The 15,086-nt window shown below is 66.8% G+C and carries 10 protein-coding genes and 3 pseudogenes; 9 read left to right on the top strand and 4 right to left on the bottom strand.

Annotated features, from left to right (window positions below):
* Nucleotides 1-32: 32 nt before the first annotated feature.
* Genes paoA through ACFQE0_RS12735 form a run of 4 tightly spaced genes read left to right on the top strand, consistent with a single transcriptional unit; the run spans nucleotide 33 to nucleotide 5,508 of the window.
* Complete coding sequence (paoA, locus tag ACFQE0_RS12750; protein WP_378970114.1) at nucleotides 33-698, top strand: aldehyde dehydrogenase iron-sulfur subunit PaoA; 666 nt, start codon at nucleotides 33-35, stop codon at nucleotides 696-698.
* Between the two features lie 10 nt (nucleotides 699-708).
* Nucleotides 709-1,683 (top strand): FAD binding domain-containing protein, encoded by a 975-nt coding sequence (locus ACFQE0_RS12745; RefSeq protein WP_378970112.1) that lies wholly within the window; start codon nucleotides 709-711, stop codon nucleotides 1,681-1,683.
* A 22-nt stretch (nucleotides 1,684-1,705) separates the two neighbouring features.
* Nucleotides 1,706-3,949 (top strand): molybdopterin cofactor-binding domain-containing protein, encoded by a 2,244-nt coding sequence (locus ACFQE0_RS12740; protein ID WP_378970110.1) that lies wholly within the window; start codon nucleotides 1,706-1,708, stop codon nucleotides 3,947-3,949.
* 29 nt (nucleotides 3,950-3,978) lie between these two features.
* Nucleotides 3,979-5,508: an acyl-CoA synthetase gene (locus ACFQE0_RS12735; protein WP_378970109.1), complete on the top strand. Its 1,530-nt coding sequence runs from the start codon at nucleotides 3,979-3,981 to the stop codon at nucleotides 5,506-5,508.
* Here the strand turns inward: ACFQE0_RS12735 and mgtE are convergent.
* A pseudogene (gene mgtE, locus ACFQE0_RS12730) lies at nucleotides 5,505-6,874 on the bottom strand (magnesium transporter). The gene ACFQE0_RS12735 and the pseudogene mgtE sit on opposite strands and share 4 nt — an antisense overlap.
* A gap of 511 nt (nucleotides 6,875-7,385) precedes the next feature.
* Here mgtE and pqqA (ACFQE0_RS12725) point away from each other — a divergent pair.
* Nucleotides 7,386-7,475 (top strand): pyrroloquinoline quinone precursor peptide PqqA, encoded by a 90-nt coding sequence (pqqA, locus tag ACFQE0_RS12725; protein WP_007559225.1) that lies wholly within the window; start codon nucleotides 7,386-7,388, stop codon nucleotides 7,473-7,475.
* 74 nt (nucleotides 7,476-7,549) lie between these two features.
* Nucleotides 7,550-7,639 carry a pyrroloquinoline quinone precursor peptide PqqA gene (pqqA, locus tag ACFQE0_RS12720; protein WP_007559225.1) on the top strand — a complete coding sequence of 30 codons (90 nt, stop codon included), beginning with the start codon at nucleotides 7,550-7,552 and terminating at the stop codon, nucleotides 7,637-7,639.
* A 62-nt stretch (nucleotides 7,640-7,701) separates the two neighbouring features.
* Here pqqA (ACFQE0_RS12720) and ACFQE0_RS12715 read toward each other — a convergent pair.
* Both ACFQE0_RS12715 and ACFQE0_RS12710 read right to left on the bottom strand, forming a co-directional pair.
* A pseudogene (locus tag ACFQE0_RS12715) lies at nucleotides 7,702-8,948 on the bottom strand (NupC/NupG family nucleoside CNT transporter).
* A 37-nt stretch (nucleotides 8,949-8,985) separates the two neighbouring features.
* On the bottom strand, nucleotides 8,986-9,603 hold the full coding sequence (locus ACFQE0_RS12710) for a TetR/AcrR family transcriptional regulator (protein WP_378970107.1): 618 nt from the start codon (nucleotides 9,601-9,603) through the stop codon (nucleotides 8,986-8,988).
* 100 nt (nucleotides 9,604-9,703) lie between these two features.
* Between ACFQE0_RS12710 and ACFQE0_RS12705 the strand changes: the two genes are divergently transcribed.
* The 3 genes and pseudogenes from ACFQE0_RS12705 to ACFQE0_RS12695 all read left to right on the top strand — a co-directional run bounded on the left by ACFQE0_RS12705 (nucleotide 9,704) and on the right by ACFQE0_RS12695 (nucleotide 12,922).
* A complete protein-coding gene (locus ACFQE0_RS12705; protein ID WP_378970105.1) occupies nucleotides 9,704-10,558 on the top strand; it encodes an SDR family NAD(P)-dependent oxidoreductase in 855 nt (284 codons plus the stop codon).
* A gap of 2 nt (nucleotides 10,559-10,560) precedes the next feature.
* Nucleotides 10,561-11,453 (top strand): annotated as a pseudogene (locus ACFQE0_RS12700) (alpha/beta hydrolase).
* Nucleotides 11,450-12,922, top strand: coding sequence for a flavin-containing monooxygenase (locus tag ACFQE0_RS12695; protein ID WP_378970103.1), 1,473 nt, complete (start codon nucleotides 11,450-11,452; stop codon nucleotides 12,920-12,922). The pseudogene ACFQE0_RS12700 and the gene ACFQE0_RS12695 overlap by 4 nt, the downstream one beginning before the upstream one ends.
* 16 nt (nucleotides 12,923-12,938) lie before the next feature.
* Here the strand turns inward: ACFQE0_RS12695 and ACFQE0_RS12690 are convergent, their stop codons facing one another.
* Entirely contained in the window at nucleotides 12,939-14,888 is a 1,950-nt protein-coding gene (locus tag ACFQE0_RS12690; RefSeq protein WP_378970101.1) for a putative bifunctional diguanylate cyclase/phosphodiesterase, read from the bottom strand.
* Nucleotides 14,889-15,086: the final 198 nt, after the last annotated feature.

Raw genomic sequence — 15,086 nt, 5'->3', positions numbered from 1 at the left:
GTCGCGCAGGCCTGTCTCAACGGGATCGCAGCATGACTGACCACTCACCGGGGAAGGCGGGTGCTCCGACGCGCCGTGCCGTCGTGGAGGGGTGCGCCCTCATCGGTGCGCTCGGAATCGGCGGCCTCGGCTTTCGGCCGATGGAAGCCCGTGCCGAGGCTCCCGCGCCCGGTGACCCCGCGCCCCAGACCATGCCGGTGCGCCTGACCATCAACGGCAAGGCTCACGATCTCACCCTCGATACGCGCACGACGCTGCTCGATACGTTGCGCGAGCATCTCGCGCTCACCGGAACGAAGAAGGGTTGCGATCACGGGCAGTGCGGCGCCTGCACGGTCCTCGTGGACGGCCGCCGGATCAATTCCTGCCTCACCCTCGCAGCGATGCACGAGGGTGACGACATCACCACCATCGAGGGCTTGGCCGAGGGCGACACGCTGCATCCGATGCAGGCCGCCTTCATTCAGCATGATGGATTTCAGTGCGGCTACTGCACGCCGGGGCAGATCTGCTCGGCGGTCGGCATGCTGAACGAGGTGAAGGACGGTTTCCCAAGCCACGTCACCGACGACCTCGTGGGCAAGGCGTCGCTGAGCGAAGCCGAGATCCGCGAGAGGATGAGTGGCAACATCTGCCGCTGCTCGGCCTATCCGAACATCGTCGCGGCGATCCGCGACACCGCCGGCACGAAGCTGTGAGGGGCGCACGATGAAGGCCTTCACTTACGAGCGTCCGGCAACGGTGCAGGAGGCGGCGAAGATCGTCGCCGAGCGACCGAACGCCAAGTTCATCGCGGGAGGCACCAACCTCCTCGACCTGATGAAGCTTCAGGTCGAAACGCCTGCCACCCTCGTGGACGTAAACCGCCTACCGCTGTCGCAGGTAGAGGACACGGCCGAGGGCGGGCTGCGGATCGGCGCGCTCGTTCGGAATTCGGACCTCGCCGCCCATCCCCGCGTGCGCAAGGATTACGCGGTGCTGTCGCGTGCCTTGTTGGCAGGCGCCTCGGGTCAGCTGCGCAACAAGGCAACCACCGCCGGAAACCTTCTCCAGCGCACCCGCTGCTTCTATTTCTACGACACGTCCATGCCCTGTAATAAGCGGGAGCCGGGCTCCGGCTGCGCGGCCATCGGCGGCTACAACCGCATCATGGCTGTGCTGGGCGCGAGCGATCAGTGCATCGCCACCAACCCGTCCGATATGAACGTCGCGATGCGGGCGCTCGACGCCACTGTCGAGACAATCAATCCCGATGGCCAGACGCGCAGCATCGCCATGGCCGATTTTCACCGCCTGCCGGGCGACACGCCGCAAATCGAGACGGACCTGAAGAAGGGCGAACTCATCACGGCTGTGACCCTGCCGAAACCGGTCGAAGGGACGCACATCTATCGCAAGGTCCGCGACCGCGCGTCCTACGCGTTCGCAACCGTCTCCATCGCGGCGGTGATTGCGTCCGAGGGCAACGGGCGCGTCGGCTCGGCCCGGCTGGCCTTCGGCGGATTGGCGCACAAACCGTGGCGCGTCGCGGCCGCCGAGGAAGCTCTGGTCCGCACCGGCTCGGCCGATACTGCGGCCGACGCGGTGCTGAAGGGCGCACGCGGCTACGGCGCCAACGACTTCAAGATCCCTCTCACCCGCCGAACCCTGCGCGCCGTCGTCGCGCAGGCGACGCGCGCCTGACGCCGAACGCAGGACATCCGCCATGGAGATGAACCAGCCGATCGGCCGCACGCCGCTCGATGACCGCGCCGACGGCCTCGTTGGCAAGCCGCTCGACCGGGTCGACGGCCCCCTGAAGGTCACGGGCCGCGCGCCCTACGCCTACGAGAGCCGGGCGCTGACGAACCCCGCCTACGGCTACATCGTCACCGCGACGGTGGCGGCCGGAACGATCAAGGCCATTGATGCCGAGGCCGCCCGCAAGGCACCCGGTGCGATCTTCGTGATGACCCACGAAAACGTGCCGGAGCAGGGCGAGAAGAAGGAGCAGGTCTGGCCGCAGCTTCAGGGCCGCGAGATCAACTTCTATGGCCAGCCGGTCGCCTTCGTCGTAGCCGAGACCTTCGAGCAGGCACGGGCCGCCGCGATGCTCGTGAAGGTGAGCTACGACAAGGCGAAGCCCAAGGGGCTGCTGCGCGAGAACCTCTCCGCCGCCTACGAGCCGAAGCCGATGCCGACCTCGCCGGGCGTAAAGCCGGATTCGGCGCTCGGCGATTTCGATGGCGCCTTCGCCAAATCGCCGGTCCAGATCGATGTGGAATACACCACGCCGACGCAGATCCACGCGCAGATGGAGCCTCACGCGACCATCGCGGAATGGCAATCCGGCCCGGATGGCGATGCGGTCGTGCTCTATTCGGCCAACCAGATGCCGAACCGGAACCAGCCCTCCCTCGGCTCGGTCCTCAAGATCGCACCGGAGAAGGTGCGGTTCGTGACGCCGTATATCGGCGGCGGCTTCGGCTCAAAGCTGCAATCCCTGCCCGAAGCGACGCTCGCCGCCCTGGCCTCGAAAGTGATCAAACGGCCGGTGAAGGTCACCATGACCCGGCAGCAGGAATTTCATGTCGGTACGCACCGGACGGACACGATTCAGCGTGTCCGCCTCGGCGCCGACAACGAGGGTCGGCTGACGGCCATCTCCCATGAATCGTGGTCGGACACGGCGATCGACGATGGGTTCTATGAGACGTCGGCCAACGTCACGCGCTCGCTCTACGCCGCGCCGAACCGCATCACCCGGCACCGGATGGTGAACCTGAACCTGCCCATCGCCTCATCCATGCGGGCGCCGGGCGAGGCGGTCGGCCAATTAGCCTTCGAATGCGCGATGGACGAGTTGGCCGAGCGGCTGAACATCGATCCGGTCGAACTGCGGATCCGCAACGAGCCACAGGAGGATCCCGAGAAGAAGGTGCCCTTCTCCACCCGCCGCCTCGTGGATTGCATGAAGGAGGGCGCGGCCCGCTTCGGATGGGATAAGCGCGGCAAGCCCGGCGCCACCCGCGACGGACAATGGCTGATCGGCCTGGGCATGTCCGCCGCCGCCCGGCAGAACCCGCTGAAGCCATCGGCGGCCTGGGTCCGCCTCGGGCCGGACGGCGTGCTCACCGTCCGCATGGCAATGACCGACCTCGGAACGGGCACCTACACGATCCTGACGCAGATCGGCGGTGAGATGATGGGTCTCCCGGCGGAGAAGGTGCGCGTCGAACTCGGCGACACGAACTTCCCGAAAGCGGCCGGTTCCGGCGGGTCGTTCGGCGCGGCCTCCGCCGGATCGGCCCTCTATGTCGCCTGCGATAACCTCCGGCAGGCGCTGGTCGCCAAGGCCGGACTCGATGCCGGTGAGGCACAGTTCGCCGACGGCGCCGTCTCGGCAGGAGGCCGGAGCGTCCCTTTCAAGGATCTGGTGGGCACCGAAGGCCTAGAGGCCAAGGGCGAGATCAAGCCCGGCGAGATGGACAAGAAATTCTCGCAATACTCGTTCGGCGCCCATTTCGCCGAGGTCGGCGTCGATATCGACACCGGCGAAGTCCGGCTGCGGCGGATGCTCGGCTGCTTCACCGGCGGGCGCATCCTCAACGAGAAGACCGCGCGGTCCCAGGCCATCGGCGGCATGATCTTCGGCGTCGGCGCCGCGCTGATGGAAGATGCCGTAATCGACCCGCGCTACAGCTATTACGTCAACCACGACCTAGCCGAGTACCACGTCTCGACCCATGCAGACGTGCCGAATGTCGATGCGTTCTTCCTGCCCGAGCTGGACGACAAGGCAAACCCGTTGAAGAGCAAGGGGCTCGGCGAACTCGGTATTTGCGGCGCGGGCGCTTCCGTGGCGAATGCGATCTACAACGCCACGGGCATACGGATCCGCGATTACCCGATGACCCTCGACAAGGTGCTCAAGGGCCTGGAAGAACGGGAGATGCAGCGGCGGACGTGAGATCCGCCGCGCCCGCGAGGGAACGCCCGTTGACCGAGAGCCGCCAACCGCCCGCCCGCTTCAACGCCGCGCGCTACTGCCTCGGCGAGAATGCCCGACTCCGCCCGGAGAAAACCGCCCTCATCCTCGTGGGCGATGGTTCCGAGGCGCGGCTGACTTTCAGTGAAGTGGACCGGGCGGTGCGCGGTATCGGGGCGGGACTGCTTCGCCTCGGGTTGAAGCCGGGTGACCGGGTGATGATCCGCATGGGTAACGACGCGGATTACGCCCTCCTCCATTTCGGTGCGATAGCGGCGGGACTCGTCTCGCTGCCTTCATCGCCGCAACTGACGGAGGGCGAGGCCGCCTTCCTCATGGAGAATTCCGGCGCGGCGGTGGTGGCTCTGGCGGGCGGGTGCACCGTCGATCCGGCCGTGCTCGGCGACCGCATCTTGCTCGACGCCGCAGCCATTGCGGATCTCAAGGCGGGCGAGCCGCTGCACGACTATGCCGACACGGCCGCCGACGACCCGGCCATGCTGATCTACACGTCGGGCACCACTAGCCGCCCGAAGGGTGTGCTGCATGGCCACCGGTCGGCCTATGGCCGTCGGCCGATGCTCGAACATTGGATCGGTGTCACCGAGCACGACGTGATGCTCCATGCGGGCACCATGAACTGGACCTACACGCTGGGCGTCGGCCTATCCGACCCGTGGTCGGTCGGCGCGACGGCGGTGCTCTACAACGGACCGCGCGATCCGGGTGTCTGGCCTCAGCTGATCGCCCGCTACGGCGCGACGATCTTCGCTGCCGTTCCGACCCTCTACCGTCAGATCCTCAAATACGGAGATCTGCCCGCGCATGATCTCAGCAGCCTGCGCCATGGTTGCACGGCGGGTGAGGCACTCTCCAGCGAACTCCTCGACGCCTGGGCCTCGGCCACAGGCAAGCCTCTCTACGAGGCGCTCGGGATGAGCGAGATTTCGACCTACATCTCGTCCGGGCCGACGATACCCGTGCGTCCGGGCTCACCGGGCAAGCCGCAGCCGGGGCGGCGCGTGGCGATCCTGCCCGTCGATGGCGCTTTCGAGCCGTTGCCGGTGGGCGAGAGCGGGCTCCTCGCCGTCCACCGCTCCGAACCCGCTTTGATGCTGGGCTACTGGAATCGACCCGACGAGGAGGCGGAAGTCCTGCGTGGAGAGTGGTTCGTCGGCGGCGACCTCGCCCGGTTCGACGAGGATGGCTACCTCTGGTTCGAAGGTCGCAACAACGACCTGATGAAGGCGATGGGCTACCGCGTCTCTCCGAACGAGGTCGAAGTGGTGCTGGCGGCACATCCCTCCGTGGCCGAGGTCGGTGTCGCGGAGTTGCCTGTGAGGGCCGACGTCTCGGTGATCTGCGGCTTCGTCGTGCTTCAGCCCGGCGCCGCCCCGGATGCCGGGGCGTTGCTCGATTGGTGCGCGGAACGGCTTGCCGCCTACAAGCGCCCCCGCGAGATCCGCTTCCTCGACGCGCTCCCGCGCACCGCCAACGGCAAGGTGCAGCGGAAGCGGCTGGCGGAGGTGTCGCTTTCCTAAAGCAGCGTCCCGCGCAGGATCAGCAACGCCACCGAGAAGTAGATCACGAGCCCCGTCACATCGACCAGCGTCGCCACGAACGGGGCCGAGGCCGTCGCGGGGTCGAAGCCGATGCGCTGGAGCAGGAACGGCAGCATCGAACCGGCGAGCGAGCCGAAGGTGACGATGCCGACCAGCGCCGCGCCGACCGTCGCGGCGACGAGCGGCCAGTGCTCGCCGTAATCGTAGAGGCCGAGCTTCTGCCAAGCCACGATGCGGATGACGGCGATGATCCCGAGAATGGTGCCGAGCACGATGCCGGTCGGCAATTCGCGGATCGCCACCTTCCACCAATCGCGCAGGCGCACCTGTCGCAGGGCGAGAGCGCGGATCAGCAGCGAGGTCGCCTGCGACCCTGAGTTGCCCCCGAGCTCATGATGAGCGGAATGAACAGGGTTAGGACGATGGCCTTCTCGAGCTCGCCCTCGAAGCCCTGCATGGCCGAGGCGGTCAGCATTTCGGAGAGGAAGAGGGCACAGAGCCAACCGGCCCGCTTCCGGATCATCGTGAGGAAGCCGATATCCATGTAGGGCTCAGGCAACGCCTCCATGCCGCCGAAGCGCTGGACTTCCTGCGTCTGCTTCTGGACCATGGCGTCGATCATGTCGTCCACGGTCACGATGCCGATCACGTGGCCGACCGCATCCACCACCGGCAGAGCGAGCAGATCGTATTTGGAGATCAACCGCGCGGCCTCGTCACGGCTCGCCGTGGGCGAGACGGCGAGCGGCGCCCGGCCCGGCGCGACGCTGAGCACGTTGTCTTCCGGGTTGCCGGAGATCAGCCGCCGCAGGGGCACAGCCTTCGTGAGCGCGCGGGTGCGCGGGTCGAGGACGAAGATCGAGTAGATCGTCTCCCGCGTCTTCTCGACATGGCGGCAATATTCGAGGGTCTGACCCACCGTCCACGTGCCCGGCACGGTGACGAACTCGGTCGTCATCAGCGAGCCGACCGTCTCCTCGCCATAGGCTGACAGCCTGTCGACCGCACCGCGCGTCTCGGCGTCGAGGCGCGCGCGCAGATCGGAGCGGCCCGGCTCCTCGATCTCGCGGAAGACGTCGGTCACCCGGTCGGCCGACATTCCCGACAGGAACGAGGCCACCCGGTCCCTGGGCAGCATCTCGATGATCTCGCTGACGGATTCGAGCTCGGGCTGGTCGAGCACCTCGACCGCCTTCTCCATCGGCAGACCGAGGAGGATTGCGGAGGCGACTTCCGGCGCCTCGTTGTTCAGCGCCTCGACGATGTCGGGCGCGCGTTCGTCAGCCAGCCTCGCGGCCAGCGCGGCGGGTTCGACGCGGGTGTCGAAGGGAGCCATCTCGTTCATGACGCGCCTCATGGGACGAGGCGGCGCGCCGCTGGATGTCAGGCCGCTCCTAGGCCGCTCGCCGGTCCCGCAGACCGGCGCAAGGGCGGCTCAGCGGAAGCGACGGCGCGAGGCCGGGCGCGGCAGGCACGATCGGTCGGGCACGTCGCTCACTGATCTCAGGATTGAAAGGGGGCGCGGCCTCGCCAGGGCGATGCCGTGCGGCTGCCTCGTGCGCCCCGGCGCCAGTTCCGTCAAGCGCAAACGCGCCACCCCACGCGGAGTCTACGGAGGCACTGTCCGCCGCGCCACAAAGCGCCTAGCTTGCGTGGCGAACAGCAGCCGACTGTGAGAAATATAAGCTTGCGTCCGCTTGTATTGCGCCCCAACGAACGGTTATATCTTGCATATCGCAGGGCCGGAAGGCAGGCGGTTCGGTGAAAGCCGGAGCGCAGGTCGGTTCGGAACCTCTGCGGCCAGTTCGAACGGTCCGCGCCGCGGCGCCGTGGTTCTAATGCAGGAGATGGTTCAGATGGCTTGGTCTGCCCCCGTCGTGTCCGAGATCTGCGTCGGCATGGAAGTCACCAGCTACGAGTCGGCTGAGATCGACACCTTCAACTAAGGCGCTTGCGATCCTAAAGATCGCAGCCCGGTTGTCGCTTAACATCACCCGAAGTCTTACCTGGAGGAATTATAATGGCTTGGTCCGCTCCCGTCGTTTCCGAGATCTGCGTCGGCATGGAAGTCACCAGCTACGAGTCCGCTGAGATCGACACCTTCAACTAAGTCGATCAGCGACCGTAGAGGTCTCTGGGCGCCGCCTCCTCCGGGGGGCGGCGTTTTTCGTTTTAAGCGATGAACAGCCCTGCGATGGCTGCGCTGGTGAGGTTTGACAGGGTGCCTGCGAGAATCGCCCGCAAGCCATAGCGCGCGACCTCCGCCCGCCTCTCCGGCACGAGGCTCGAAAAGCTTGCAAGCTGGATGGCGATGGACGCGAAATTCGCGAAACCGCACAGGGCGAAGCAGACGATAGCCTGGGAGCGCGGATCGAGGATCCCGGCTTTCAATGTCGGCGACAGGGCGGCGTAGGCCAGGAATTCGTTGAAGGCGAGCTTCTGCCCGATGGCCCCGCCGACGAGTCCCGCTTTATCCCAGGGCACGCCGAGCACCCAGGCGAGCGGCGCCAGCACGTGGCCGAGCACGGCCTGGATCGACAGGCTGGGCCAACCGAACATGCCACCGGCCCAGCCGAGCAGGCCATCAGCCAGAGCGATCAACCCGACGAAGGCGATCAGCATCGCGCCAACGGAGACGGCGACGGCGAGGCCCTTCTGCGTGCCGTCCGCTGCCGCCTCGATAACGTTAGCCGCGCGCTCTTCCCCGAAGGTCACGCGCGTCGTCTGGATTCGCGTCGGCTCGGTCGAGGGGAAGAGGATCTTGGCGTAGAGGAGCCCCCGGGAATCGCCATCACCGAGGCGGCGAGCAGATAAGTCATGGGCACGCCGAGCGCGGCATAGCCCGCGAGGATCGAGCCTGCGGTTGAGGCGGCACCGCTCGTCATCACGGCGAAGAGTTCCGCCCCAGTCAGCAGCGGGAGGAACGGCCTCAGGGCGACCGCGATCTCGCTCTGCCCGATGGCGATGGTGATGACCGCGGAGAACGATTCGATCGGCGAGGTACCGATGATGCGCCTGAGTCCGGCGCCGAGGAAGCGGGCGGCGGCCTGCATGATCCCGAAATGGTAGAGCACGCCGATCAGGGCAGAGACATACAGGATCTGCGGCAGCACCCGCAGGGCCAGAATGAAGCCCGAGCCGCCGAACAACTCGAACATCCGGGGCTCGACCAGCCCGCCGAACAGAAAGGCTGTGCCCTTGTCGCCGAAGGCAAGGAGCGCGGCCACAGCATTGGCCACCGCCTGCAGGACCGCCTGTCCAGCGGGCACGAAGAGCACGAGGGCGCCAAGGCCGATCTGGAGAGCGAGCGCGCTCGCCACCACGCGGGGCCGTACCGCCCGGCGGTTCACCGACAACAGGAAGGCGATGGTCAGCAACAGGGCGATGCTGAGCGCCGCATGGAACAGACGGTCGATCATCCTCCCGGGGATGGAAGGATCGGGCCAAACGTCAAGCTCAGGTTGTGGTTGGCGGTGTCAGGTAGGGCAGGAAGAGGGCCCTCACCTGCTCAAACCCCCATTCCAGATCGGCGGCGTCGAGATCGGCTTTGCCCTGAAGGCGGAAGTTCATCCAATGGCTTGAGACGATCCAGGCATTGTCGAGAAGCCGCGACAGGGTGGCGTGATCGATCCGAATACGCCCGGCCTCCGCTGCCGATTCGAAGACACGCCGTGCCAGGGCCTGGGTGCGCTGTCGCAGCGCCCTCACCTCACCCCGCAGGGACGGCGCGATCTCCACCATGGCGATGCCATCGCGGTAGACGCAGCGATACCGCCAGACCAGATCGAACCACGCGCGCTGATAGCTGAGCAACGCGTCGGCTCCCTCAGGATCCGCAGGCAGATGCCCCGCCACCTTTTCGGCCTCGTTGGCGAAGGTGGCGAAAATTGCCTCCACCAGCAGGCTCTTGCGCGGGAAATGATAATGTAGGTTCCCCTCCCGCATGGCGGAGGCGGCTGCGATTTCGGCCGTCGTCACACGGCCGATACCCCGCTCGTTGAACAGAGTTAGGCTGGCCGCGACGATCCGGTCGCGGGTGCGCAGGGCGGTGGGGCTCGGAGTCGCGGCGCTCATGGCTTCGACTGTTTTAGGGTAATCACCCTAGACAGGAAAGGCCGTCGCGCCTATCAGACCCACAGTTCCGGCCTGGCCGGAGGCGAGCCGGGAGAGACCCTTGGCTGACATCTTCCGCCTGAATGGCACCGTCGCCCTGGTGACCGGTGCGGCGAGCGGCATCGGCGCGGCGCTGGCCTTGGGCCTCGCGGGCCGGGGCGCGTCCCTCATGCTCATCGACCGGGACGCCGACGGGCTGGCGGCCACCGCCGCCCGGACACGACAGGCCGGAGCCGAAACCGAGACCTGCACCATCGACCTCACCGATGCGGCCGCCATCGCTGCCCTGCCCGCGCAGGTCGCGGAACGGTTCGGGCGGCTCGATCTCCTCGTAAACAATGCGGGCGTGGCTCTAGGCGGCCGTTTCGAGGAGACTCATCTCGACGATTTCGAATGGGTGCTCGACGTGAACCTGCGGGCCGTCGTGCGCATGTGCCACGCCTTCCTACCCATGCTGAAGGCGAGACCTGCGGCGCAGATCGTCAACATCTCCAGCCTGTTCGGCCTCATCGCGCCGCCCGGTCAGAGCGCCTATTGCACCAGCAAGTTCGCGGTGCGCGGTTTCTCGGAATCGTTACGCCACGAATTCGCGGGCACGGGGCTCGGCGTCAGTGTCGTCCATCCCGGCGGCATCGCCACGGGCATCGCCCGCAATGCCCGCAATCCGCGCGTGCCGGATGACGATCCCGAGGCGGCGGAGACGATGCGGCTCGCCGCCGAGGCCGGGCGGGTGGCATTCGAGAAGCTTCTGACCATGCCCGCCGAAACGGCTGCCGCCGAGATACTGCGCGGCATTGAGCGCCGGGCGCCGCGTATCGTGGTGGGCAAGGATGCGCGCAACGCTGCGTTGATCCAGCGCCTGATGCCCGCGGGCTATTGGCGGGCCATCCTGCGGCTCTCCGGCGGGAAGGTGTGACAATGGCGAGCCTGCGCGCTCATATCGGGGCCTGGATGGTCCGTCGCCGGGTCAAGGCTCCGCTCGCCCGGGCCCAGAGCGTGGAGGATGTCCGCCGCATCCTCGAAGGCGCGGGCTTCCCGGACCCGCGCGACGTCACCTTCGAGTCCGGCAGCCTCGGCGGCGTGAAGGGCGAGTGGGTGCGGCCCTTGTCCGGAAAGGCGGATCACCGGCTGCTCTACGTCCATGGCGGCGGCTTCGTCGCCTGTTCGCCGAAGACGCATCGGCCGTTGACCGGGGCCCTGGCCCGGCGGGGCTTCACGATCTTCGCACCGGAATACCGGCTCGCGCCGGAACACCCCTTCCCGGCCGGGCTGGAGGATGTCGTTGCGGCCTGGACCGCGTTCCGGGCGAGCGGCCCAGCGAGCCTGGCGGGCGAATCGGCGGGCGGCAACCTTGCCCTCGCCAGCCTTCTTGCGGCGCGGGACCGGGGCATCCCCTCCCCTCGGCCGCATGCCTGTTCTCGCCCGTTACCGACCTGACGGCCGTCGACGGCTCGCGCATCGCGAATGGAAGCCGGGACGCGATGTTCCACGCCCGCTCCATCATCGAGGTGGCGCCGCTCTATGTCGGTGAGGGTGATCCAAAACAGCCCCTGGTCTCGCCGGTCTTCAGCGATCCGGCCGGGCTGCCGCCGCTGCTGTTCCATGTGGGCGACAGGGAGATCCTGCGCGACGACGCCGTCCGTATGGCCGAGCGGGCGAAGGCGGCGGGCGTCGATGCGCATCTGCGAACCTTCCCCGTCGTCGCCCATGCGTGGCAATTCGCGGATCGCGTCCTGCCGGAAGCGAAGGTGTCCCTCGACGAAGCGGCGACTTTCCTGAAACGCCATGCGGGCGCGGAGACCAGCCGATGAGCGCCGGTACGGATCGCGACGGCGCCCTCGCCGTCCTCATCGTCGGCGCTGGCTTCTCCGGGATCGCCATGGCGATCCGCTGCCGCCAAGCGGGCATCGGCCCGATCACGCTGATCGAGAAGGGATCCGGGATCGGCGGGACATGGCGGGAGAACACCTATCCCGGCGCGGCCTGCGACGTGCCCTCCCATCTCTATTCCCTGTCCTTCGCCCCCAAGGCCGATTGGAGCCGCCTCTACGCCAAGCAGCCCGAAATCGAGTCCTATCTACGCGATGTCGCGGATCAGCACGGGCTGATGCCGCTCATTCGCTTCGACACCACCTTGCGCCGGGCAGTCTGGGACGAGTCACGCAGCCTCTGGCGGGCGGAGACGGACAAGGGCGAGATCCTGGCCCGCGCCATCGTCTCCGGGGCGGGCGGGCTTCATCACCCTTCGCTGCCGAACATTCCCGGCCGAGAGAATTTCGCCGGGGCGAGCTTCCACACGGCGGCTTGGGACCATTCCGTAGATCTCACCGGCCGGAAAGTCGGCGTCATCGGCACCGGGGCGAGCGCGATCCAGGTCGTGCCCGAGCTTGCGGGCCAAGCGGGACATCTCACCGTGTTCCAGCGGACGCCGCCCTGGATCATGCCGAAGAATGATCGGCCGATCCCGCAAGAGCGCAAGGATCGCTACGCGCGCTTCCCGATCACGCGCCTGCTGGAGCGGTGGCGCCTGTTCTGGCGGCTCGAATTCCCCGCGCTGGTCGGTTTCACCCGCGTCTCGAAGGTGACCGATCAGGCCGAAGCCATGGCGAGGCACCACTTGCGTAAAGCAGTGCCGGACAAGGCGTTGAGGGAGAAGCTGACGCCGCGCTACCGCTTCGGTTGCAAGCGCGTGCTGCTCTCCGACGACTACTACCCCGCCCTTCAGCGGCCGGACGTGACACTGGAAACCGGCTCGATCGCTCGGATCCGGGCCGATGGCGTGGAGATGATGGACGGCACTGTCCATACGCTCGACGCGCTGGTCTTCGCCACCGGGTTCGATGTCCTCGGCGGATCGCTCAGCACCGAAATCGTGGGGCGTGAGGGGCGCCGCCTGTCCGAGGCATGGTCGGATGGGATGCAGGCCTTCCAGGGCATCACCGTCGCGGGCTTCCCGAACTACTTCATTATGCTCGGCCCCAATACCGGCATCGGCCATAACTCGATCATCGCGATGATCGAGATCCAGGCCGCCCACATCCTCACTTGCCTGAAGGCGCTGAAGAAGGGTCGCGATGCGATCGAGGTGCGCGAGCCGGTTCAGGCACGCTTCGTGGACCGCATCCGAAGCCGGATGAAGCAGAGCATCTGGCAGGCGGGCGGCTGCACCAGTTGGTATCTGGATGCGAAGGGCCGCAACACGACACTCTGGCCGGATTCGGTGCTTGCCTACCGGCGCAGCGCCCGAAAGGCGCGTCTGTCCGATTATCGCCTGCGCTGAACGCCTCAGGCGACCTTCAGAACGGGGGAGCGAAGGCATCGAGGACCGTCGCGGCCTGGGTCGGGCGTCCGAGATGATAGCCCTGCGCAAAGGGGCAGCCCATCTCGCGCAGCGCGATGAGGTCGGTTTCGGTCTCGACGCCTTCGGCCACGACTTCGAGGCTGAGTGCCTTACCGAGATCGATCACGGCCTGTACGAGTCCGCGCTTGTCGCCCGCCTCGTGGAGGCCGGTGACGAGGCTGCGGTCGATTTTCACGCGGTTCACCCGCAACTGCCGGATCCGCGAGAGCGACGAGTATCCGACGCCGAAATCGTCGATGGCGATGCTCACGCCCGCCCGGGACAGCACGGCGAGCCGTTCCGAGGCGATGGCGGAATCGAGGGCGGTGTCCTCGGTCAGCTCGATCTCCAACCCGTCCGCCGGAATGCCGAAGGCATCGAGCTTTTCGAGAATGAGTTTCTCGAAAGCCGTCTGGGTCAGCTCGCGTGGGCACACATTCATGGCGATGCGGACCTCATCGAGGCCGCGCTCACGCAGGAGGAGCTTCATCCGGTAGACGTGATCGAGGATGTAGCGCAGCACGGCTTCCGAGAGCCCGATGACCGCTGCGGCGGCAATGATGTCCGGCGGGGGCACCCAGCCGTGCCGCGGGTGCTTCCAGCGGATCAACGCCTCAAGCCCCGCGAGACGGCCGGTGGGCACGTGGAGAATCGGCTGGAACCAGACCTCGATCACCCCGTCCGCCAGGGCTTCCGGCAGATCGCGTTCGGCATCGCGACGCATGTCGAGCCGGGCGCGCAACGCATCGTCGAAGACGCGGAAGTGGTTCCGGCCCGAAGTTTTGGCGGCGTAGAGGGCCTCATCGGCGCGGACCAGCCTTTCGGTCAGGCTTTCGGTATCACCGAGATAAATGCCGATGCTGACGCCGACCCGGTCGGTTTCGAACCGGTCGAACGGCTCCGCGACCGCCGCGATGATCGCCTCGGCGAGGTCACGATAGGGCAAACCCGTGGCATCCGGATCGTACAGAACGGCGAACTCGTCGCCGCCCAGGCGGCCGACATGGCCACTTGCAGGCACCTGCTGGCGCAGACGTCGACCGACTTCCGCCAGCACCTGATCGCCGATCTGATGCCCGTAGATGTCGTTGACCGATTTGAACCCGTCGAGATCGAGCACCATCAGGCAGGACGCGGGGGCCACCTCCGCCTCCTCCGCGAAGCCGACGCGGTTGAGAAGGCCGGTGAGGCCATCCGTGACGGCGCGCATTGCCATGCGTACCGCCAACGCGCTCGCCTCGTTCTTGAGGCCGCTGGTCTGCCGGAAGCTCGCCTCGGCCTCGACGGTCGCCCGGGTCAGAGCCAGCAGATAGACCACGCAGGTGGCCGCCAAGCAGTTGTGTTCGAAGCCGCCGGTCAGGACCAGGCAAACCGCGGTCGCCAGGAGCGGCGGCACGATGAAGGAAACCGGGATGCGCGCGAAGGAGGTGCCGTAGCAAACCGCTCCGGCGGTGATGCCGCAGGTAACGGTGAGGTAGAACAGCGTTTGCGGTGAGGTATAGCCGGCGCACAACATCGGCAGGCAGCCCCAGACCGTTCCGGAAAGCAAAGCCGCGAGCGCCATGCGGTGAAGCCGCCGGTCGATGGCCGCCGCGACGTCGTCCCGCTCGATGGACGCGGAATCGTCGAGCCCCTTGCAGGGGAGACGGCAGAGGTAGACCCGCAGGATATTGGCGAGCGACGAGGCTCCGAACCAGATGCAGCCCGCCAACGTCTGATCCGATTGGATCGCGACGGCGAGGCAGGCGAGGCCGAGCATGAAGTTGATGATGAGGGCACGCAGAATGCTGCGGCGGGCGGCGTCAAGCTGATCGCGGCGGATGGCACGCTTCAGAACGCGCTCCGATGGGGCGGCGTAGCTGTCGACAATACTCGGCTCAGGGTTTGTGCCCGCGACCGCTGCCATCTTTCCATTCCTCGCGCAAAGAATGGTGTAGAGCCCGAGCGTAAATAATTCATCGAAGTCTGAGCCGGACGCCAAGATGGCTGACCGCGGTGCAGTGCGCCCCTCAATCACGTTCGGAGCAATGCCCGCGATAAGCTCATCGAGCCCCGTCCGAGATTGAGCAGTTTCGACTTTGCTCTACTCGGCGGATGGCCTGGC

Source organism: Methylobacterium komagatae, from assembly GCF_042661665.1.
Classification (GTDB): domain Bacteria; phylum Pseudomonadota; class Alphaproteobacteria; order Rhizobiales; family Beijerinckiaceae; genus Methylobacterium; species Methylobacterium komagatae.
Note: the sequence above shows the minus strand (reverse complement) of the source record. Positions and strands in the feature narration are given on the sequence as shown.